18 protein-coding genes and 2 riboswitches are annotated in these 19,396 nt (G+C 28.2%); of the genes, 7 read left to right on the top strand and 11 right to left on the bottom strand.

Going from position 1 to position 19,396, the window contains the following annotated elements; translation table 11 throughout:
- Position 1: 1 nt before the first annotated feature.
- A complete protein-coding gene (locus H5J23_RS05965; protein ID WP_185891309.1) occupies positions 2-1,120 on the bottom strand; it encodes an SLC13 family permease in 1,119 nt (372 codons plus the stop codon).
- Between the two features lie 340 nt (positions 1,121-1,460).
- Here H5J23_RS05965 and H5J23_RS05970 point away from each other — a divergent pair, with 340 nt between their 5' ends.
- The 5 genes from H5J23_RS05970 to H5J23_RS05990 all read left to right on the top strand — a co-directional run bounded on the left by H5J23_RS05970 (position 1,461) and on the right by H5J23_RS05990 (position 7,071).
- Entirely contained in the window at positions 1,461-2,174 is a 714-nt protein-coding gene (locus tag H5J23_RS05970) for a basic amino acid ABC transporter substrate-binding protein (protein ID WP_185891311.1), read from the top strand.
- 10 nt (positions 2,175-2,184) lie between these two features.
- Positions 2,185-3,387: an argininosuccinate synthase gene (locus tag H5J23_RS05975; protein ID WP_023052174.1), complete on the top strand. Its 1,203-nt coding sequence runs from the start codon at positions 2,185-2,187 to the stop codon at positions 3,385-3,387.
- Between the two features lie 37 nt (positions 3,388-3,424).
- Positions 3,425-3,599: riboswitch (Lysine riboswitch) on the top strand.
- A gap of 97 nt (positions 3,600-3,696) precedes the next feature.
- A complete protein-coding gene (locus tag H5J23_RS05980) occupies positions 3,697-4,899 on the top strand; it encodes an aspartate kinase (RefSeq protein WP_185891313.1) in 1,203 nt (400 codons plus the stop codon).
- A 13-nt stretch (positions 4,900-4,912) separates the two neighbouring features.
- A complete protein-coding gene (locus H5J23_RS05985; RefSeq protein WP_185891314.1) occupies positions 4,913-5,896 on the top strand; it encodes an aspartate-semialdehyde dehydrogenase in 984 nt (327 codons plus the stop codon).
- 14 nt (positions 5,897-5,910) lie between these two features.
- Positions 5,911-7,071: a pyridoxal phosphate-dependent aminotransferase gene (locus tag H5J23_RS05990; RefSeq protein ID WP_185891316.1), complete on the top strand. Its 1,161-nt coding sequence runs from the start codon at positions 5,911-5,913 to the stop codon at positions 7,069-7,071.
- Between the two features lie 16 nt (positions 7,072-7,087).
- On the opposite strand, the gene H5J23_RS05995 is transcribed toward H5J23_RS05990, so the two are convergent.
- From H5J23_RS05995 to H5J23_RS06005, 3 genes are all read right to left on the bottom strand, one after another.
- Positions 7,088-7,735, bottom strand: coding sequence for an N-acetylmannosamine-6-phosphate 2-epimerase (locus H5J23_RS05995; RefSeq protein ID WP_023052170.1), 648 nt, complete (start codon positions 7,733-7,735; stop codon positions 7,088-7,090).
- Positions 7,736-7,744: 9 nt separating this feature from the next.
- Positions 7,745-9,238, bottom strand: coding sequence for a PTS transporter subunit EIIC (locus H5J23_RS06000; protein WP_040406447.1), 1,494 nt, complete (start codon positions 9,236-9,238; stop codon positions 7,745-7,747).
- 127 nt (positions 9,239-9,365) lie between these two features.
- A complete protein-coding gene (locus H5J23_RS06005) occupies positions 9,366-10,160 on the bottom strand; it encodes a MurR/RpiR family transcriptional regulator (RefSeq protein WP_023052168.1) in 795 nt (264 codons plus the stop codon).
- A 113-nt stretch (positions 10,161-10,273) separates the two neighbouring features.
- On the opposite strand from H5J23_RS06005, the gene H5J23_RS06010 reads away from it, so the two are divergent.
- Positions 10,274-11,113 carry a WYL domain-containing protein gene (locus tag H5J23_RS06010; RefSeq protein WP_023052167.1) on the top strand — a complete coding sequence of 280 codons (840 nt, stop codon included), beginning with the start codon at positions 10,274-10,276 and terminating at the stop codon, positions 11,111-11,113.
- Between the two features lie 45 nt (positions 11,114-11,158).
- On the opposite strand, the gene H5J23_RS06015 is transcribed toward H5J23_RS06010, so the two are convergent.
- From H5J23_RS06015 to H5J23_RS06045, 7 genes are all read right to left on the bottom strand, one after another.
- Positions 11,159-11,488, bottom strand: coding sequence for an arsenate reductase family protein (locus H5J23_RS06015; protein WP_023052166.1), 330 nt, complete (start codon positions 11,486-11,488; stop codon positions 11,159-11,161).
- A 2-nt stretch (positions 11,489-11,490) separates the two neighbouring features.
- On the bottom strand, positions 11,491-12,834 hold the full coding sequence (locus tag H5J23_RS06020; protein ID WP_023052165.1) for an MATE family efflux transporter: 1,344 nt from the start codon (positions 12,832-12,834) through the stop codon (positions 11,491-11,493).
- A 50-nt stretch (positions 12,835-12,884) separates the two neighbouring features.
- Positions 12,885-13,859, bottom strand: coding sequence for an ABC transporter substrate-binding protein (locus H5J23_RS06025; protein ID WP_185891318.1), 975 nt, complete (start codon positions 13,857-13,859; stop codon positions 12,885-12,887).
- Entirely contained in the window at positions 13,856-14,596 is a 741-nt protein-coding gene (locus tag H5J23_RS06030; RefSeq protein WP_023052163.1) for an ABC transporter permease, read from the bottom strand. Before H5J23_RS06030 ends, H5J23_RS06025 begins: the two co-directional genes overlap by 4 nt.
- The gene (locus tag H5J23_RS06035) at positions 14,583-15,299 is read right to left on the bottom strand and encodes an ABC transporter ATP-binding protein (protein ID WP_023052162.1); all 717 of its coding nucleotides are present in this window, start codon (positions 15,297-15,299) and stop codon (positions 14,583-14,585) included. The genes H5J23_RS06030 and H5J23_RS06035 overlap by 14 nt, the downstream gene beginning before the upstream one ends.
- A gap of 1 nt (position 15,300) precedes the next feature.
- Positions 15,301-15,954, bottom strand: coding sequence for a thiaminase II (tenA, locus tag H5J23_RS06040; protein WP_023052161.1), 654 nt, complete (start codon positions 15,952-15,954; stop codon positions 15,301-15,303).
- 90 nt (positions 15,955-16,044) lie between these two features.
- Positions 16,045-16,133: riboswitch (TPP riboswitch) on the bottom strand.
- 15 nt (positions 16,134-16,148) lie between these two features.
- Entirely contained in the window at positions 16,149-16,574 is a 426-nt protein-coding gene (locus H5J23_RS06045) for a single-stranded DNA-binding protein (protein WP_023052160.1), read from the bottom strand.
- Between the two features lie 147 nt (positions 16,575-16,721).
- Here H5J23_RS06045 and polA point away from each other — a divergent pair, with 147 nt between their 5' ends.
- The gene (gene polA, locus H5J23_RS06050; protein WP_185891320.1) at positions 16,722-19,388 is read left to right on the top strand and encodes a DNA polymerase I; all 2,667 of its coding nucleotides are present in this window, start codon (positions 16,722-16,724) and stop codon (positions 19,386-19,388) included.
- The last annotated feature ends 8 nt before the right edge of the window (positions 19,389-19,396 follow it).

Raw genomic sequence — 19,396 nt, forward strand, 5'->3', positions numbered from 1 at the left:
TTTAAATAAAGAATGCAAATAAGCTTCCCATAAGAATTAAAATAGAAAAATTTAAAATAGAAAAAAGAATAAAAAACTTTCTTTTTTCTTCTGGAAATTCACTAATATAAAGTTTATATGAAATTAAACTAGCTAAAGAAGCAATCAAAGTTCCAAGACCACCGATATTAACTCCTAGTAAAAGAGGTTGCCATTTAGTTGTAAATTCAGATATTAAAATTGCAGCAGGAACATTACTTATAAATTGACTTAGAATAATCCCTGTGAAATAAACTTGCGTTGATTCAGATAATAAATTAAACATCCAGGATCTTATTAATTCAATATTTGATAAGTTTCCAATAAAAATGAAAAAGCTAATAAAAGTAGCTAAAAGAATCCAATCTATTTTTTGAAAAATATTTTCTTTTTTATAAGTTAAATACCCAATATTAAAAATTGTGATATAAATAATTGGAAGTTTAAAGAATATACTTAACAAAACGGAGATAAATATAGCTGTTGAAACAAAAACATTGATATTTTTTTTGAATATAGGAGTTTCAAGTTCAAAAATTAACTCCTCTTTAGGAGTAAAAAAATTAACAAGTAATAAAATAACAAGGCCAATGGTAGATATACCAAAAGTAATTTTAAAAAATTCAATTGGAGCTGGAGCAAATTTAGAATATAAATAGATATTTTGAGGACTCCCCATAGGCGTTAGTGCACTTCCTAAGTTGGCTGCAATAGTTTCTAAAATAACTATTTTTAAAGTTGAAAAATTAGATTTCTTTCCAATTATAATAGTTAATGGAATAAAAGTTATAAGAGCAACATCATTAGTTAGAAACATGCTAAAGAAAAAAACTAAAATAATTAATGCAGCACATATAATTCTTTGACTATTATATTTTTTTAAAAAGTTAATAGCTATAAAATCCAAAACATTTTCTTTTTTATAAAGTTCTACTACAACCATTAGGTTAAAAAGAATCATTAATACATGTGTATCAATATATGAAAACTTAGGAAGAATAATAAAACTTGTGATAATAGCAAAAAAAGTTGCTATTAAAAAAAGAGATTCTGATTTTAATTTACTAAAAAGATTAATAAGTAAGAATTTGTTTAAGTTCATAAAATACCTCTATTTTCTTTTATTTTAGTATTATTATAGTATTTTTAAAAAAATTCAGCAATTTATTTTATAAAATTTGAAAAAAAGTTTGACAATAAGGGATTAAATTTGCTATTATCATTTCAAATAAAAAAATAGGAGGAAATAAAATGACTATGAGAAGAGTTTTAAGGACACACAATAACTATAACAAAAAAATAGAATTTTTGTGTGCCAAGAAAGCAATCTCAGGTATTTTATTATAGTTTAATTTTTTTATTATTCTATAGATTTATATTATTTGAGCCAGTGTTTTAAAGCACTGGCTTTTTTTATACAAAAAAATATTTAGGAGGATATTATGAAAAAAATATTAGGAATTTTATTATTTATTTTAATGGGAGCAATTGTATTATCAAAAGAAGTTTTATATGTTGGAACAAATGCTGAGTTTGCACCTTTTGAGTATATGGAAAATGGGGAGATTATAGGATTTGATATTGATTTAATAAATAAAATTGGTGAAAAAATTGGAAAAGAGATAAAAATAAAGAATATAGCTTTTGATGGATTATTGCCAGCACTTCAAACAAATAAAATAGATTTAATAATTGCAGGAATGACAGTAACAAAAGAAAGAGAGAAGTTTGTAAATTTTTCAAATGATTACTTTGTAGCTAATCAAGTTATTATAGTTCCAGAAAATGAAGGTACTATAATCAATATGGATTCATTAAAAAATAAAAAAGTAGGAGTGGTACTTGGATACACAGGGGACTTAATAATATCTAAAATTCAAGGAGTTAACAAAGTTCAGTACAATTCAGCACCATCTTCTATTATGGCTTTAAAAGGTGGAAATATTGATGCAATGATATTAGATTCAGTTCCAGCTCAAAGTTATGTGGCAAAAAATAAAGGTTTAAAAATAATAGAAATAGATAGTGAAGTTGAAAAATATGCAATAGCAGCAGAAAAAAATAATGAAAATCTTATTAAAAAAGTAAATAAAGCTTTGGAAGAGATAAAAGCAGAGGGTATTTATGATGAATTAATAATAAAACATTTTAATTAGGAGGAGAGAGATGAAGGAAAAGGTTATTTTAGCATATTCAGGAGGATTAGATACATCAGTTATAATTCCGTGGCTGAAGGAGAATTATGATTATGATGTTATTGCAGTGGCAGTAAACGTAGGACAAACAGAGGATTTTAAAGCAATTGAAGAAAAAGCATATTTAACAGGTGCAAGTAAATTTTATTTGGTAGATAAAGTTCATGAATTTGTAGAAGAATATATATTTCCAACATTAAAAGCAGGTGCTATTTATGAAAATAAATATTTACTAGGAACATCAATGGCAAGACCAGTTATTGGAAAAGCTTTAGTTGAGGTGGCCCATATAGAAGGGGCGAAATATATAGCTCATGGAGCAACGGGTAAGGGAAATGATCAAGTAAGATTTGAATTAGCTATAAAAGCTTTGGATCCATCTTTGAAAATAATAGCTCCTTGGAGAATTTGGGATATTAAATCAAGAGAGGAAGAGATTGAATATCTAGAAAAAAATGGGATTACACTTCCATTTCATAAAAAATCTCCTTATAGTAGAGATGAGAATTTATTTCATGTAAGTCATGAGGGGTTTGACTTAGAATGTCCTTCAAAAGAGCCTAACTATGAGAATGTTTTACAATGGGTTAAGACTCTAGAAGTAGCAAATGAAAAATCTGAGTACATAAATATTGAATTTGTAAAAGGAGTTCCTGTTGCAATAAATGGAGAAAAAATGAGTGGAGTAGAAATTATAAAACAATTAAATAAAATTGGTGGAAATCATGGGATTGGTGTTTTAGATATGGTTGAAAATAGATTGGTTGGAATGAAATCAAGAGGAGTTTATGAAACTCCAGGAGGAACAATTTTATTTTTTGCTCATGAAGAATTAGAAAGATTGTGTTTAGATAAAGATACGTATCAAGAAAAAATAAAACTATCACATGATTTTTCAAAATTAGTCTATAATGGTCAATGGTTTACAACTTTAAGAAAAGCTATAACAGCTTTTGTAGATGTAACTCAAGAGTTCGTGACGGGGGAAGTAAAGCTAAAATTATATAAAGGAAATATTATTTTAGCAGGAACGACATCTCCATTTACATTATATTCAGAGGAGTATTCAACTTTTGAAAAAGATAGTGTTTATAATCAAAAAGATGCAGAAGGATTTATAAATCTTTTTGGATTACCGATTAAAATAGAAGCACTTTTAAGAAAAAACTTTTGACATTTGAAAAAAAATGTGATATTCTGCCTTAAATTAATATTTTGATAGAGGTTGCAAATTTTATTAGTAAATAAACTGAGATTAGTAGATCAAAGATGTTTGTTAAAAGGAAAATTTGCCGAAGTTTAAGTTTTTCTACTAAAAAATTTAAGCTGGGTACATAAAGAATATTTATGTAACTGTCACCAAATTGGTGTTGTGCTATCGTGGATTATTTTAAGCTAACATAGTTGAAATGAGAGTTTTAAGCGATGGTTATTTTTTTGACTATCGCTTTTTTTATTATTAAAATCATCTAAGGAGGAACTAATGAGAGTAGTAAAAAAATTTGGAGGAAGCTCAGTTGCAACAATAGAAAAAATAAAAGATATAGCTAAAGATATATCTAAAAACTATAAATATGGTGATGAAATTGTAATTGTAGTTTCAGCTATGGGAAAAACAACAGATGAGTTGATAAAATTAGCTAAAGAGATTTCAGAAACTCCAGATGTAAGAGAACTTGATTCATTATTATCAACAGGAGAGCAAAAATCAATCTCTCTTTTAAGTATGGCATTAAAAGAAATTGGATGTAAGGCTATCTCTTTAACTGGTGCTCAAGCAGGGATAAGAACAGGTGGAACACATACTAAAAATAAAATCGAAAGTATAAAAATTGATAGAATAGAAAAGCATTTAAAAGATGGAAAAATTGTAATTGTTGCTGGATTTCAAGGGGTAAATGAAGATGGCGATATAACAACATTAGGAAGAGGTGGATCTGATACGAGTGCAGTTGCCTTAGCTGCAGCATTAAAGTGCGATTGCGAGATATATACAGATGTTACAGGAATATATGGTGTAGACCCTAGAGTTTATAAAAATGCTAAAAAACTTGAAAAAATTTCATACGAGGAGATGATGGAGATGGCAAATTTAGGTGCAGGAGTAATGGAGACTAGAGCAGTTGAAATAGGGAAAAAATATGGCGTTAAGATTTACGTTGGACAAACTTTAGGAGTTGAAACAGGAACATATATATGTGATAATAGTGAAATAATTGAAAAAAAAGCTGTAACAGGAATATCTATAAATAAAAATGTTATAATGGTAAATTTAGAAAACTTTTTAGCAATTCCTAAAAATGTAGCAATCATTTTTAATAATTTAGCTAAGCATAGTGTTAATGTTGATATGATATCACAAAATGAAGTTGAAAACGTTAAGGGAAGTATAGGATTTACTTGTCCTTTGACAGATGAGCACTTTTTAAATAGATCATTAGAGGAGATTGCTAAGGAGATTCCAGATATAGAGGTTACAAAAAGAACAGGAGTTGTAAAAATATCTTTAGTAGGAATAGGAATGATAAGCAATTTTGGCGTAGCAGCAAAAGTTTTTGAAGTATTAGCAGAGATTGATTCATCATTTTATCAATGCACTACATCAGAAATTTCAATCTCGTTAATTATAAAAGAATCTGATACAATAAAAGTAGTAGAAAAATTAGCAGAAGTATTTTCAATATAATGGAGGGACTAAAATGTATAATATAGCAATAGTAGGAGCAAGCGGATTGGTAGGTGGAACTTTTTTAAAAGTTTTAGAGGAGAGAGATTTGCCAATAAAAAATTTATATCTTTTTGCTTCGGCTCGTTCAGCTGGAAAAGAGGTTATTTTTAAAGGGAAAACTTTAGTGATAGAGGAGCTTACAGAAAATAGTTTTGATAGAGAGATAGATATAGCACTATTTTCAGCTGGAGGAGATATTAGTAAGAAATTTGCTCCAATTGCAAGTGAAAAAGGTGTAATAGTAGTTGACAATAGTAGTGCTTGGAGAATGGACGAAAATGTTCCACTAGTAGTGCCAGAAGTAAATCCAGAGGATATATTTAAAAATAATGGTATAATAGCTAACCCAAATTGTTCAACGATTCAATCAGTTGTTCCATTAAAAGTAATAGATGAGCTATATGGTATAAAAAGAGTTGTGTATTCAACATACCAAGCTGTATCGGGAAGTGGAATAAAAGGAATAGAGGATTTACAAAGAGGATTAAAAGGAGAAGAACCAAAAACATATCCTCATCCAATAGTTAATAATTGTTTACCACATATAGATTCTTTTTTAGAGAATGGATATACTAAAGAGGAAGAAAAAATGATAAATGAAACTCGTAAAATTTTAAATAAAAAAAATCTTCCAATAACTGCAACATGTGTTAGAGTACCAGTTTTAAATGGACATTCTATATCGATAAATGTTGAGTTAGAAAGAGAAGCGAACTTAGAAGAACTAAAAGCAAAATTTAGAGAAACAAAAGGCATTGTGCTTGAAGATGATGTGAAAAATAATAGATACCCATTAGCTACTGAAGCTAATGGAACGGATGAAGTTTATGTGGGGCGTTTAAGAAAAGATTTTAGCATAGAAAAAGGATTAAACTTATGGGTTGTAGCTGATAATATTAGAAAAGGAGCAGCAACAAATGCAGTGCAAATTGCAGAAATTTTAATGAAAAAATAACTAGAGGAGAAAATATGCTAAAAGTAAATCCAAATTTAGATAAAATTGAGATATCTGTTATAAGAAAGATAGCAGAAGCTTGTAGAGAATATGAAGGGGGTGAAAAGCCACTGATTAATCTAACAATAGGAGAACCAGATTTACCACAACCTAAAATAATAATAGATGAAACTATTGGGTATATGAAAGATGCTAAATTAGGTTATCCACAGTTAGGTGGTATGATTGAGTTAAGAGAAGAGATTGGAAGATATTATAAAGAAAGATATAATTTAAATATAGAACCAGATGAAATAATTATAACTGTCGGCAGTACAGAAGGATTATCAACAGCAATAAAGACTATAATTATGCCAGGAGATGAGGTTCTAACTCCTTTACCTGTTTATCCAGGGTATGAGCCATTAATAACATTAGCTGGAGCTAAGTTAATAAAAATGGATACGTCAAGTGACAATTTTGAATTGACTGTTGATGTTTTAAAAAAATATGTGACTCCTCAAACGAAAGCTATTATTTTAAATTATCCATCAAACCCATCAGGTATAACTATATCTAGAAAAAATAGAGATGAGATATTAAAATTTGCTAAAGAGAATCATTTGTATATAATAAGCGATGAGGTTTATAGTGAAATTATATTTGAGGGTGAACATAATAGCTTTTTACAAGATGGATATAGAGAAAATGTTATTTTAATTAATGGTTTTTCAAAATCACATTCTTTAACTGGTTGGAGAATAGGATATATAATAGCAAGTAAAAAAATGAGAGAGTATTTGGTAAAGGTACATCAATATGCAGTAACATCAGCGAGTATAATTTCTCAAAAAGGAGCACTAATAGCTTTAAAAGAGTGTAAAGATATATCTTCACAAGTTGAAATTTATAAGAAAAGAGCTGAAAGTGTATATAAAAAGTTAAAAGAAAAACAAATATCTGTTATAAAACCAAAAGGAGCAATCTATATTTTTGTATCCTTAGATGGAATTACAAAATTAAACTCTTTAGATTTTGCTAAGAGTCTTTTAGAAGAGGAAAGAGTTGCAGTTGTTCCTGGAATAGCCTTTGGAATGGATAATTATATAAGAATTTCTTTAGTAAAAGATGAAGAAATTTTAAATGAAGCAATAGATAGATTTATTAATTTTGTAAATAAAAAAGATAGAGAATAAACTCTATCTTTTTTTATTAAAATTTAACTTTATTAACTTCATCAGCAAATTTTTTAGTAATAAGTTGAGGTCTAGTGATAGCACCACCAACAACAACAGCATAAGATCCTAATTCCATTGCTAATTTTGATTTCTCTGGAGTGTCAAAATTTCCCTCAGCAATTATAGGAGTTTTACATTTTGATATTAACTCTTTAAGAACATCAAAGTTATTTAAGTCTTTAGACTGTTCAGTGTATCCAACTAAAGTTGTTCCAATATAATCAAAACCTAATTTTTCTGCACGAACTCCCTCTTCAGTAGTAGAGATATCAGCCATAAATTTTTGGTTAGGATATTTAACTTTTAAAGACTTTAAAAGGTTTAAATCAGCATTTATAGTAGCATCAAGAGCAATGACATCAATATTAGTAGCAATAAGTGCTTCTAACTCTTTTTCAGTGGGAGTAATATAAGAAACCATATTCTCATAATCTTTTTTTATGATACCAATGATTGGTAAATCAACTACTTTTTTTATTTCAAGAATATCTTCTACTCCATTGGCTCTAATTCCAACAGCTCCTCCTATTTGAGCAGCAACAGCCATTCTGCCCATTATAAATGAACTGTGTAAAGGTTCGTTTTCTAGTGCTTGACATGATACAATAAGACCTCTTTTCATAAAATCCTCCTAGTTGTTATTTTCTATAATCTCATTTATTTTTTGTTTAATAGGATCAGCCATAGCTCCAAAAATAGCTTGAATTCCACCTTGTACTTCTAAAACCCCAGTTGCACCAAGACTTTTTAATTTAGCTTTGTCAACTTTAGATACATCTTTAACAGATACTCTAAGTCTTGTTATACAAGCATCAACATCATCAATATTTTCTTTTCCACCTAGAGCAGCTAAAACTTCTTTAGATGTTTCAAAAAGAGAATCTTTAGTTACTATTTTAATCTCTTCATCATCTCCCTCTCTACCAGGAGTTGCAATGTTGAAACGCTTAATTAAGAATACAAAAGAAAAATAATATAGAGCAAACCAAATCGCTCCAATTATTAAAACATACATCCAATTAGTCGCTTCATTTCCTTGTAGAACACCAAAAAGAGTAAAGTCTATTAAACCTCCAGAGAATGTATTTCCAATAGATATATTTAATAAATCAGCTACAAGAAAAGATAAACCATCAAAAAATGCATGAACTCCATATAACCAAGGAGCAACAAATAAAAACATAAATTCGATAGGTTCTGTAATTCCTGTGATAAAAGATGTAATTGCAGCACCTAAAAATAATCCACCAACAAGTTTTCTTTTATTTAGAGGTGTGCAATGGTACATAGCTAAACAAGCAGCTGGAAGACCAAACATCATAGTAGCAAAACGTCCAGCAAAAAATCTAGTTCCCTCAGTAAATAGACCAGTATGATTAGGATCAGCTAATTGAGCAAAGAAAATATTCTGAGCTCCAACAATAGTTTTTCCAGCAACTTGAGCAGTTCCACCAAGCTCAGTATACCAGAATAAAGGATAAATCATGTGATGTAATCCAACAGCTCCACTTAGTCTTAAAAGAAAACCATAAAGGAAAGTTCCAAAAATTCCTAAACTAGCAATCGACTTTCCAGCAGATGTTAGCCATCCTTGGAATGTTGGCCATGTTAAGAAAAATATTATACCGATTCCAATTGCTGCAAAAGAAGAAACAATAGGAACAAATCTTGATCCACCAAAGAAACCAAGAACAGCAGGTAGTTTAATATTGCTATATTTATTATGTAGGTAAGCTACTAAAGAACCTATAACAATAGCTCCAACAACACCTGTGTCGATAGAACCTACTTCAGGTTTAAATGCTGTAATTAATCCTTTAATAGAAGCATTCATAACTAAAAAAGCTACAGCACCAGCTAAACCAGCTGTTCCTTTATCTTTTTTAGCTAATCCAATAGCAAGTCCAATACACATAATAAGAGCTAGATTAGCAAAAATAACTTCTCCAGAAGCAGACATAACTTGTAAAATACCTTGTAGAATTGGTATATTTAAGAAAGGATAAGCATTGACAGTGTTTGCGTTTGAAAGAGCTCCTCCAATTCCTAAAAGCAATCCAGCAGCTGGTAAAATAGCTATTGGAAGCATGAATGATTTACCAATTTTTTGTAAATTTTTAAACATAGTAACCTCCTGTTGCATAAATTATTTTCATATAAATATGCATATATGAAAATAATTTTCATTAATTATAGTATGAATATATCACATAAATATTAAAATTACAACAAAAAAACAGCTTTTAAGCTGTTTATTTTAAAATTGCTTCAATTGTTAATTGCATTTTTTTTCTTAAATCCTTGTTAGATAAAAGAATTGTAGAGATTAGGTCAAAAAGATACATAGTTGAGAATTGAGTGTTAATAAAATCTCTTTTATGAATAAAATCTGAAGCACAAATCAAAATTAAATCGTTGGAAAATTTTTTAATGGAACTATTAGGAAAACTTGTAACTCCAATTGTATGGGCACCATTTTTTTGAGAAACTCTTAAAGAATCCACAATCTCTTTTGTTTCGCCAGAAATAGATATTCCAATAACAAGATCATCAGCTGAAACAATAGCACTATTTATAATCATCATATGAGAATCAGTGATACTAGAAACGTTAAATCCCATTCTTAAAAGTCTTTGCATAAATTCATGTGCAGTAAGTCCAGAACTTCCTACCCCATATATGTAAATTCTTTTAGCTTTTTTTATCTCTTCAACAACTTTTAAAATAAGTTTTTTATTGATTAATTGGTTTGTTTTTTCGATTACCTCTGTATAATAATTATGAACAGCTGAGAAAAGATCATTTTCTTTAGGAAGAGGGTTATTAAAAGTTGTATTTAACTTAATTTTCATTTGAACAAAACTATCACAATTAATTTTTTTAGAAAATCTAGTTATTGTAGAAGTAGATGCTCCTGTTGCTTTTGAAAGGTTAGTAATTGATATATTTTCAATATTATCTTTATGTTTGAGTATATAATTAGCGATATCTTTTTCTTTTTGGGAAAAACTGTTATACCTTTGTTTTATTTCATATACGATATCCAAAGTAAAACCTCCTAGAATATTTATATTATAACTATATCATAAATAAATTTATAAAAAAATAGTTATTTTCATGATATAATAGCCACTAGATAACGATTTCATTGGAGTGAAATATGGAAAAAAAAATAAGAGTGACTTTACCTAGAAAAATAGTTGAGATTTTAGAAAATGATATTGAGGAATTTTTTATAAAAAAAAATACGTTATTAAATTATATATATGCAGAAAAAATAAAGGAAAACCAAGAGAAAAAATTTATTTATCCTTATAAAGGAGAAACTTCAGTTATTCAATTTAATTTAAATAAAAAAAACTTAGAAGGATATTATAATTTTTTAGAGGAAAATAATATTCAAAATGAATCAGAGTTCTTTAGAGAAATTTTAATTGAATATGCTAGTTTAGGAAAGAAAAAGAGAGAATGTTTTTTATTTAAAGAGATAGTTGAAAGAATAAATTACTCAATAAAAGAGAAAAGAACAATCAAGATAGTTTTTCGAGATGAAAAAAATATTGAAGTTGAACCATATTTGATCGAAAGTTCTAAGCTAGAGGTTATGAATTATCTATTTTGTTATAATTTGAGAGAAGGAAAGTGGAAAAACTATAAGATTAAATATATAAAATCAATTTATATAAAAAATACATCTTTTAAGCTAAGAGATAAAGAGTTTATAGATAAAATGAAAGATAATTTTGATCCTTTTATATCTTTTGGACAATATATTAAGATTAAATTAACAACAGGTGGAAAAAAGATATTTAATGAAATAGAAACAAATAGACCACAAGTTATAAAAATTGATAAAGATGAGTATATATTAGAATGCTCACATGAAAAAGCAAAAAGATATTTTAGTTTTTTTTTAGATGAGGTTGAAATATTAGAACCACAAGATTTAAGAGAGTGGTTTAAAGAGAAGTATAGAAAAGCCTTAATTAAATATGAGTAATAAAAAATCCTCATCGAAGATAATTTCTTTAATGAGGATTTTTTATTATATATTTTTTAATTTTTCGGGATTATATCCTAAAATAACACCTTTATCTGATCTAATAATAGGAGTTTTAAAAAGAATAGGACTCTCTAGAAGCAAATCCATTGTATCATAAACCATATATTCTAGGTTTCTTTTTTTATACTCTTTTCCTTCAATATCTAAAAAGTCATTTAAATCATAGTATTTTAAGAAGTTTTCAAACTCTTTTTTTGAGGGAGCTTTTTCAAGTAAATCAATAAATTGAGTTTTAATTCCTCTTTCTTTAAAAAATCTTTGAACTTTTTTAGTTTCGTTACAGTTCTTTTTTCCAAAAATTTGTATTATCATAATTATACTTCAATATACCTCCATTTTCCTTGTCTAAATCTATACAAACACGCTAACCCACGATATGTTAAATCTACAATCATTACCATCCAAGCACCATTTAAACCAAAGTTAAATACATATAAGAATAGATATGTAAGTGGAATTCTAACTAAAAACATACCAATAGATGTAATCCAAAGAACAGATTTAGTATCTCCAGCTCCTCTTAAAGCACCACTTAAAACCATTGAAACTGCTAAAATAGGCTGAGCGATAGATACAATTCTAAGAGCAGAACTAGCCATGGGAACTATAGATTGTTCCTTTGTAAACATTGAAATTACAAATTTTGGAAAAATCATAAAAATAAATCCAAATGCAGTCATAACTCCCATAGCTAAAAACATGTTTAAATAGCCAGCTTTTTTCGCTTCTTGATACTGTTTTGCTCCTAAGTGCTGTCCAACAAGAGCAGTACCAGCAACAGAGAATCCAAGTCCTAAATTGAAAGAGAAAGACTCTGCAGTTAAAGCTATTTTATGTGCTGCATATTGAAGTGTTCCTAAGTTTATAACCATGGCTTCAAAAATAAGCATTCCAATTCTAAATATTCCTTGTTCTCCAGCAGAGGGTAATCCAACTTTTAAAAGCCGTCTACAAATCTCTTTATTTATTTTAAAATCTTTTTTACTTAATGCAATACAATAATTTTTTTTATATATTATTAAGAATGAAAATATTAAAGTAACTATTCCTCTAGATATTGTTGTAGCTACTCCAGCACCAAAAACTCCAAGATTTAAAACAAAGATAAAGATATAATTAAGTAATATATTTGAAAAAATACTAATTGTATTATTAATCATTGGAATTTTAGCTTTGTTAATAGACCTAAATCCATATGAAAAAATAATGTTAAAGCACAAAAAAGGAATTCCTAAAGAAACAACTTTTAAATAACTTAAAGCGTCTGTTATAGGTTGGTTTTTACTAATAATTCCAAGGATATTTTTACCAAAAATAATAAAGATAAAAGTAACGATGAAAGCTGCAGGAACTCCTAAGATTAAACTTTGACTCATCCCCTCTTTAGCTTCATTATAATTTTTAGCTCCAAATGCACGACTGACCATAGCTGTAGTTCCAACACTGATTGCGAAAAATATTGGAATAACAGTTAAAATTGGAGCAGTTCCTAAACCGACAGAAGCAATAGCTTCTGGACCTAATCGTCCAACCATAATTAAATCAAAAAATCCAAGTAGTGTTTGCACAAACATATCTACAATAGTAGGTAAAGCAATAGTAAAAATAGATAGAATTTCACTTCTATTTTCTCTCCAAAGAGAGCGAATTTGTTTCAAAATAATCCCTCCAAAAATTTATTTCTAAAGGGTATTATATATTAAAAAATTTAAAATTGATATATAAAATTTTCGGCTGGAAGTTTTTTTTGAATGATACCATTTTCGTATAACCAATTAACGTTATTTTCCCAAACTTTCTTAGTTTGAGTTAAAAATTTATTTTGAGGTGTTTCCATTATTGGTAGTAAAATTTCCAAACTTTCCCTTTCTACAGTTTCACTTAGTGGAAATTGATCAACAGCTTGTTTTGAAAGAAGAAGATTTAAAGATTCACTAGGATTGTTCTTAACATCTTCAAATCCTTTTTGCATAGCTTTTAGAACTTTTGTATAAGTATCTTTATTTTGGTTTAAAAGTTCATCATTAGCAACTAAAATAAGTTCGTATGCTTGAGGAATTCCAAAGTTATCAATTAAAAAATAGTTTATATCTATACCTTTCTCTTTAATGACAGGAACTTCATGATTAATCATATTTCCGATTGTAAAATCAACTTGATTTGTAATCATAGATGTTAGAAGTTCAAATCCTACATCAGTAATTTTAAGAGAGTTAGGATCTAAATTTTGAGAAATCATCATTGATTTTAAATACGTTTCAGAAAGAATGCCGCCACTAGTACCTGCAATTTTATTTTGAAAATCTTTTGGAGAAGTTATATTTTTTTCTTTTAAAGATATAACTGTATTAACGGATCTTTGAAGTATTGCACCAAAAGATTTTATAGGAACGTTTTCATTAGCTCTTGCCATAATGACACTATTTAAATAAGAGATTCCTATATCAGCTTTTTTTGCAGCAGGCAAAGTTAAAGAATCACTAGGTGAAGAGGGGTAAATTATGTTTAATTTTATTCCTTCATCTTTAAAATATCCTTTTTCAACAGCTGTGTAAAGAAAAGAGTGTACAGCATTAGGATACCAATCTAAAATTATAGAAACTTCTTTTAAATTATCCTCTTTTTTTGAATTGCAACTTAGTAATAAAGTAACCAGTATTAAAATAGTAAGTATTTTTTTCATTTACTCCTCCAATGTAATATTATATTTTCGAATATAGTTATAATTTGTACTAAAGTTATAGCAAGTAAAGATATAATAACGATAGGTGCAAAAACTCCAGCACCATCTAATTGAGACATCATTCTTTTACTAAAATATCCAAGACCAGATGTAGCGCCTAACCATTCTCCAATAGCTGCTCCAATTAAAACAAGAGGAATACTCATTTTAAGAGCTGAAAAAAAATTGGGAAGGGCTCTAGGTAATTTTAACTTTAAAAAAATTTGTGTTTTACTTGCTTTAAGACTTTTAAAATAATTAATCTCATCTTTTTCTACATTTTGTAAACCGTTATATATAGTTATTGTAACTGGGAAAAAAGATATAATTACAGCAACCACAACTTTACTCCAAATGGAGTAACCAAACCATAAGATAAAAATAGGAGCTAGAGCAGTAATAGGAATAGTTTGGCTAGTTATAATTAAAGGATGGATACAACTGTATACTATATGACTAAAATCCATAGAGATAGCTAAAAATAGACCTAATAAAATAGTTAATATTAAAGAAATCACTGCAATATTGAGTGTAGCTGGTAAATGTATAAAGAAAAGACCTTCTTTGAGAATCCAGATTTTTTTTAATATATTTAAAGGAGTAGGAAGAATATAACCTTTATTAATATATCTTCCTAGAACTTCCCATAGTATAAAAAATGAAAAAAGAGAGATTATAGAAAAATTAATTTTTTTCATAAAAGTTATCTCCTTTAATAATAGAAAGAATCTCTTTTCTCAGATGTATTTTTTTTTCAAGAGTTATATTTTCAGGAACTAAAAATTCTTTAAATTTAGAAAGAGGTTTTTTTGAACAAACAAAAATTCTATGAGATAGAAAGATTGCTTCATCAATATCATGAGTGATAAAAATCATGCTTTTTTTAAGTGTTGATATTAGATTTAAAAGCCAATTTTGTAAATCCTCTCTAGTTATAGCATCTAAAGCTGAAAAAGGTTCGTCTAAGAGAAGCAAGTCTCCACCACTCATTAATGTACGAATAAGCGAGATACGCTGTTTCATTCCTCCAGAAAGCTCTTTAGGATAACTATCTGAATATTCTAATAAATCAAAACGTTTTAGGAGAGAGATGGCTTTTTCTTTTTCTATCTTTTTATTTCCTTTTTTTATTTCAATTGGTAAAAGTATATTTTCTAAAATAGTTCTCCATGGTAAAAGAGTATTTGATTGTGGCATATAAGATATACTTTTTAACTGAACAGTGCCATTAAAATTTTTTTCAATTCCTGCTAATATTTTTATGAGTGTTGATTTTCCACACCCACTTCCACCTACTATACTAATTAGTTCATTATGTTTTATATTAAATGAAAGATTGTCTAAAATAAAGTTATGATTATCGTATTTAAAAGTTAAATTTTTTACTTCAAGCATATTCATATTAAAAAGACCCCTTATAAGACATATCCCAAAATTTATACTCGTAAATACTACAATTAATAAAAATTGTTTTTAAATGTTCTTTTTCTTCTGCTGAAATATGTTGGCAATATTTTTCGACTAGCTCAATATTCCAATTAGTTAACTCTTTGTATCTAGAAGAAGAGTAACATTCAATCCATTCACCATAGAATTCATCGCTAGAACCATAGAGTTCTTTTAACTTCAAACCAATCATTTCATAACTCCACATACAAGAAAGAGCAGCAACAGCCACTTCTTTTATATCACCACAGTGAGCTACTGAGAGCATGTAACTAGTATATGAAGTATTATCAAGAGTTGGTTTTTCTGATGCAATATCTAGTTCAGTAATTCCTAATTTTTTCATATAAACTCTGTGTATTCCCATTTCAGAATTTAGAATTCCATCTGTAAGTGCAGCAAATTTTTTCATATCACTTTCATTTTTACTTTTTATAACACCTAATGCAAAAAGTTTTGCATAATCAAGAAGGTAGATATAATCTTGGATAATATAGAATTTAAATTTATCTTTTTCTAGAGACCCCTCACCGATTCCTCTTACAAATGGATGGGTGTAGTAGCTATCCCAAATTTCTTTTGCACTTTTGTATAACTCTTTTGAAAACATAAAAAACCTCCTGTTAAAATTTATATAAATAAAAAAAGCTATCTTCCAAAAAATAGGAAAATAGCTTTATATACACAATTATAAAATAAAAGTGATAATTAACTACTTCCCTACGCTAGTATTAACTAGATCAGGTTCTAAGGGTAAGTCTCAGCCAAAGGGCACCCCTAGTAGTTTAAAATATTATTTAATTATTAGAATGGAAACTCATCTTCATCAAAAGATGATCCACCAAAGTCATCATTAGAAGATTGCTCAGCAACTTTAGGTGCTGAATAAGATGGCGTTGGAGCAAAATCAGATGGTGCAGATGCTTCTCCTCTTCCTTCAACAAATTCCATGCTTTCAACAAGTACGTCATAACTTGTTCTTTTTTCTCCGTTTACCTCATATCTATTCATTTGAAGTCTACCATTAACAGCAACTTTTCTACCTTTTCTTAAGTATTCACCGATAAGTTCAGCTGTTTTTCCAAAAGCAACACAGTTAATAAAGTCAGCTTCTCCTTTAGAAAAAGGTCTGTCAACTGCTAAACTAAATCTTGAGTATGCTTTTCCGCTTTGACCAAATTTAAGTTCAGGATCTCTAGTTAAACGTCCAATTAATACGACTAGATTCATAAATACCTCCTATATTTTAGTTTATACACAGAGATTATAACAGAAAAATAAAAAAAATAATATTTATTTATAAAATAATTTTTTTAACTAAGGTATTGAATATGGTATAATATTATGAAAAATGTAAATTGTAGAAAGGGGAAAAAAATGAAAAAAGCAGTTTTATTAGATGTGAGTGCAATAATGTATAGAGCTTTTTATGGAAATTTAAATTTTAGAACTAAAAATGAACCAACAGGAGCGGTATATGGATTTGTTAATACTCTTATGAGTATTATAAATCAATTAAATCCTGATTATATAGGAGCTGCTTTTGATGTAAAAAGAGCCACTTTAAAAAGAAGTGAAATATATAAAGAATATAAAGCTCAAAGAGATACAGCGCCAGAGGATTTAGTAGCTCAAATACCTAGAATAGAGGAACTTTTAGATTGTTTTGGAATAAAAAAATTTAAGATAGATGGATATGAGGCAGATGATGTATTAGGAAGCTTGGCTAAAGAGTTAGGAGCTAAAGGTATTGAATCTTATATAATAACAGGGGATAAAGATTTATCTCAGATTTTAGATTCACATGTGAATATCGCTCTTTTAGGAAAAGGTGATGGTGGAGGACTGAAAATACTATCAACTGAAGAGGATGTTATTGAACAGCTTGGAGTAAAACCAAAAATGATTCCAGATTTATTTGGATTAATTGGAGATACAAGTGATGGAATTCCAGGTGTAAGAAAAATTGGTTCTAAAAAAGCTATCCCGATGCTAGAAAAATATGGAAATTTAGAAGGGATTTATGAGAATATAGATTCTTTGACTGAGCTTCCTGGAATAGGAAAATCTTTAGTAAATAATTTAATTGAAGATAGAGAGTTAGCTTTTATAAGTCGTGAGTTAGCAACTATTGAACTATTGAACTTAGGTGTGAAGGCAGATGAGTTAGAGTATAAAAAAGATGATAAAAAACTTTTAGAACTTTTTAAAACATTAGAATTTAAATCTCTAATAAAAAAAATGAATTTAGAAGATGGACAAAGTCAAGTTATAGCTCAACCAGCTTCACAAAATGGAATGCAACTAGGATTATTTAGTTTTCAAGGAACACCTGAAATACTTGAAGAAAAAGGATTCTTTGTATTAGAAGGAGTTAAAATAAAAGAAAAGTTAAATTCAGATAGTGAAATAGCTATTTATTGGGGAGAAAAAGGCGTAGCAGTATCTTTAAAAAATAAAGATTACTTTTTGCCGTTAAAAGATGAAGAGAGTAAAAATTCTTTTAAAGAAGTTTTAAATTCTAACAATAAATTTATATCATATGGCTTTAAAAACTTTTTGAGACATGGATATTTTGTAAAAAATATGGATTTTGATACAATGTTAGCTTATCATTTATTAACATCTCAAACTAGAGAAGAGATTGAGGTAATGTTAAGAAATGTTATAGAAGAGGATGTAGAAAAGTATAATGAAGTTTTTGGAAAAACAAAAATAGAGGATATATCTACTGAAGATTATGGAAGGTTTCTTACAAAAAGAACAAGGGGAATGCTTGTTGCTTATCCAGAGCTTGTAAAAGAGTTGGAAAATAATAATCTATACAATGTTTTAAAAGAAACAGAGATGCCTTTGATTAGAGTATTAGCTGATATGGAGATTGAAGGGATAAAAATATCACCAGAATACTTCTCTAAATATAGCTTAGAGCTAGAGAGCAGAATAGATGAGTTAACAAAAAAAATATATGAAGAAGCAGAAGGGGAATTTAATATCAATTCTCCAAAACAATTAGGTGAGGTTTTATTTATTAATTTAAATATTCCCCCAGTGAAAAAAACTAAAACAGGATTTTCAACTGACAGTGAGGTTTTAGAAAAATTAGCTGAACAAGGGTATGAAATAGCTAAATCTATTTTAGAGTTTAGAAAATTAAGTAAATTAAAATCAACTTATGTGGATCCTCTTCCAAGAATGGTTGATGAAAATAATAGATTACATACAACTTTTAATCAAACAGGTACAGCAACAGGAAGATTATCATCATCAGACCCAAATCTTCAAAATATTCCAGTGAGAACTGAAGAGGGAATGAAAATAAGAGCAGGATTTATAGCTAAGGATGGTTCTGTTTTATTGGGAATAGATTATTCTCAAATAGAATTAAGAGTTTTAGCTGAAATATCACAGGATACAAATTTAATAGAAGCGTACTCTGAGAATTTAGATTTACATAGTTTAACAGCTAGAAAAATCTTTGACTTATCAGAAGATGCTTTAGTGACAAGAGAGCAAAGAGATGCTGCTAAAACAGTAAACTTTAGTATAATATATGGTAAGACAGCTTTTGGATTATCTCAAGAATTAAAAATAACACCAAAAGAAGCTTCAGATTATATAACAAGATATTTTGAACAGTACCCAGCAGTTAAGCATTTAGAAAAAGAGATAATTGAATATGCTGAAGAACATGGATATGTTGAGACATATTTTAAGAGAAAAAGAATAATAGAAGGAATCAACTCAAAAAATAGAGTTATAAAAAATCAAGCAGAAAGAATGGCTGTAAATACAGTAATTCAAGGAACTGCTGCTGAAGTTTTAAAAAAGGTTATGATAAATTTATATGATTTATTAAAAGATAAAAAAGATATACATATGTTACTTCAAGTTCATGACGAATTGATATTTGAGGTGGAAAAAGAAAAGGTTTTAGAATATAAAGAAAAAATAGAAAAAATAATGAGAGAAAGTATTCAATTCTCTAAAGTTAAATTAGAAGTAAATAGCTCTATAGGACAGAATTGGGCTGAAACAAAGTAGGAGGAGAT

The sequence above is a fragment of the Cetobacterium sp. 2G large genome (assembly GCF_014250655.1).
Lineage (GTDB): Bacteria > Fusobacteriota > Fusobacteriia > Fusobacteriales > Fusobacteriaceae > Cetobacterium_A > Cetobacterium_A somerae.

What these genes read in the sequence shown, in the direction of transcription:
- H5J23_RS05965 (WP_185891309.1), bottom strand. Translation starts at nt 1,120, where the DNA reads ATGAACTTAAACAAATTCTTACTTATTAATCTTTTTAGTAAATTAAAA.
- H5J23_RS05970 (WP_185891311.1), top strand. Translation starts at nt 1,461, where the DNA reads ATGAAAAAAATATTAGGAATTTTATTATTTATTTTAATGGGAGCAATT.
- H5J23_RS05975 (WP_023052174.1), top strand. Translation starts at nt 2,185, where the DNA reads ATGAAGGAAAAGGTTATTTTAGCATATTCAGGAGGATTAGATACATCA.
- H5J23_RS05980 (WP_185891313.1), top strand. Translation starts at nt 3,697, where the DNA reads ATGAGAGTAGTAAAAAAATTTGGAGGAAGCTCAGTTGCAACAATAGAA.
- H5J23_RS05985 (WP_185891314.1), top strand. Translation starts at nt 4,913, where the DNA reads ATGTATAATATAGCAATAGTAGGAGCAAGCGGATTGGTAGGTGGAACT.
- H5J23_RS05990 (WP_185891316.1), top strand. Translation starts at nt 5,911, where the DNA reads ATGCTAAAAGTAAATCCAAATTTAGATAAAATTGAGATATCTGTTATA.
- H5J23_RS05995 (WP_023052170.1), bottom strand. Translation starts at nt 7,735, where the DNA reads ATGAAAAGAGGTCTTATTGTATCATGTCAAGCACTAGAAAACGAACCT.
- H5J23_RS06000 (WP_040406447.1), bottom strand. Translation starts at nt 9,238, where the DNA reads ATGTTTAAAAATTTACAAAAAATTGGTAAATCATTCATGCTTCCAATA.
- H5J23_RS06010 (WP_023052167.1), top strand. Translation starts at nt 10,274, where the DNA reads ATGGAAAAAAAAATAAGAGTGACTTTACCTAGAAAAATAGTTGAGATT.
- H5J23_RS06015 (WP_023052166.1), bottom strand. Translation starts at nt 11,488, where the DNA reads ATGATAATACAAATTTTTGGAAAAAAGAACTGTAACGAAACTAAAAAA.
- H5J23_RS06025 (WP_185891318.1), bottom strand. Translation starts at nt 13,859, where the DNA reads ATGAAAAAAATACTTACTATTTTAATACTGGTTACTTTATTACTAAGT.
- H5J23_RS06030 (WP_023052163.1), bottom strand. Translation starts at nt 14,596, where the DNA reads ATGAAAAAAATTAATTTTTCTATAATCTCTCTTTTTTCATTTTTTATA.
- H5J23_RS06035 (WP_023052162.1), bottom strand. Translation starts at nt 15,299, where the DNA reads ATGAATATGCTTGAAGTAAAAAATTTAACTTTTAAATACGATAATCAT.
- tenA (WP_023052161.1), bottom strand. Translation starts at nt 15,954, where the DNA reads ATGTTTTCAAAAGAGTTATACAAAAGTGCAAAAGAAATTTGGGATAGC.
- H5J23_RS06045 (WP_023052160.1), bottom strand. Translation starts at nt 16,574, where the DNA reads ATGAATCTAGTCGTATTAATTGGACGTTTAACTAGAGATCCTGAACTT.
- polA (WP_185891320.1), top strand. Translation starts at nt 16,722, where the DNA reads ATGAAAAAAGCAGTTTTATTAGATGTGAGTGCAATAATGTATAGAGCT.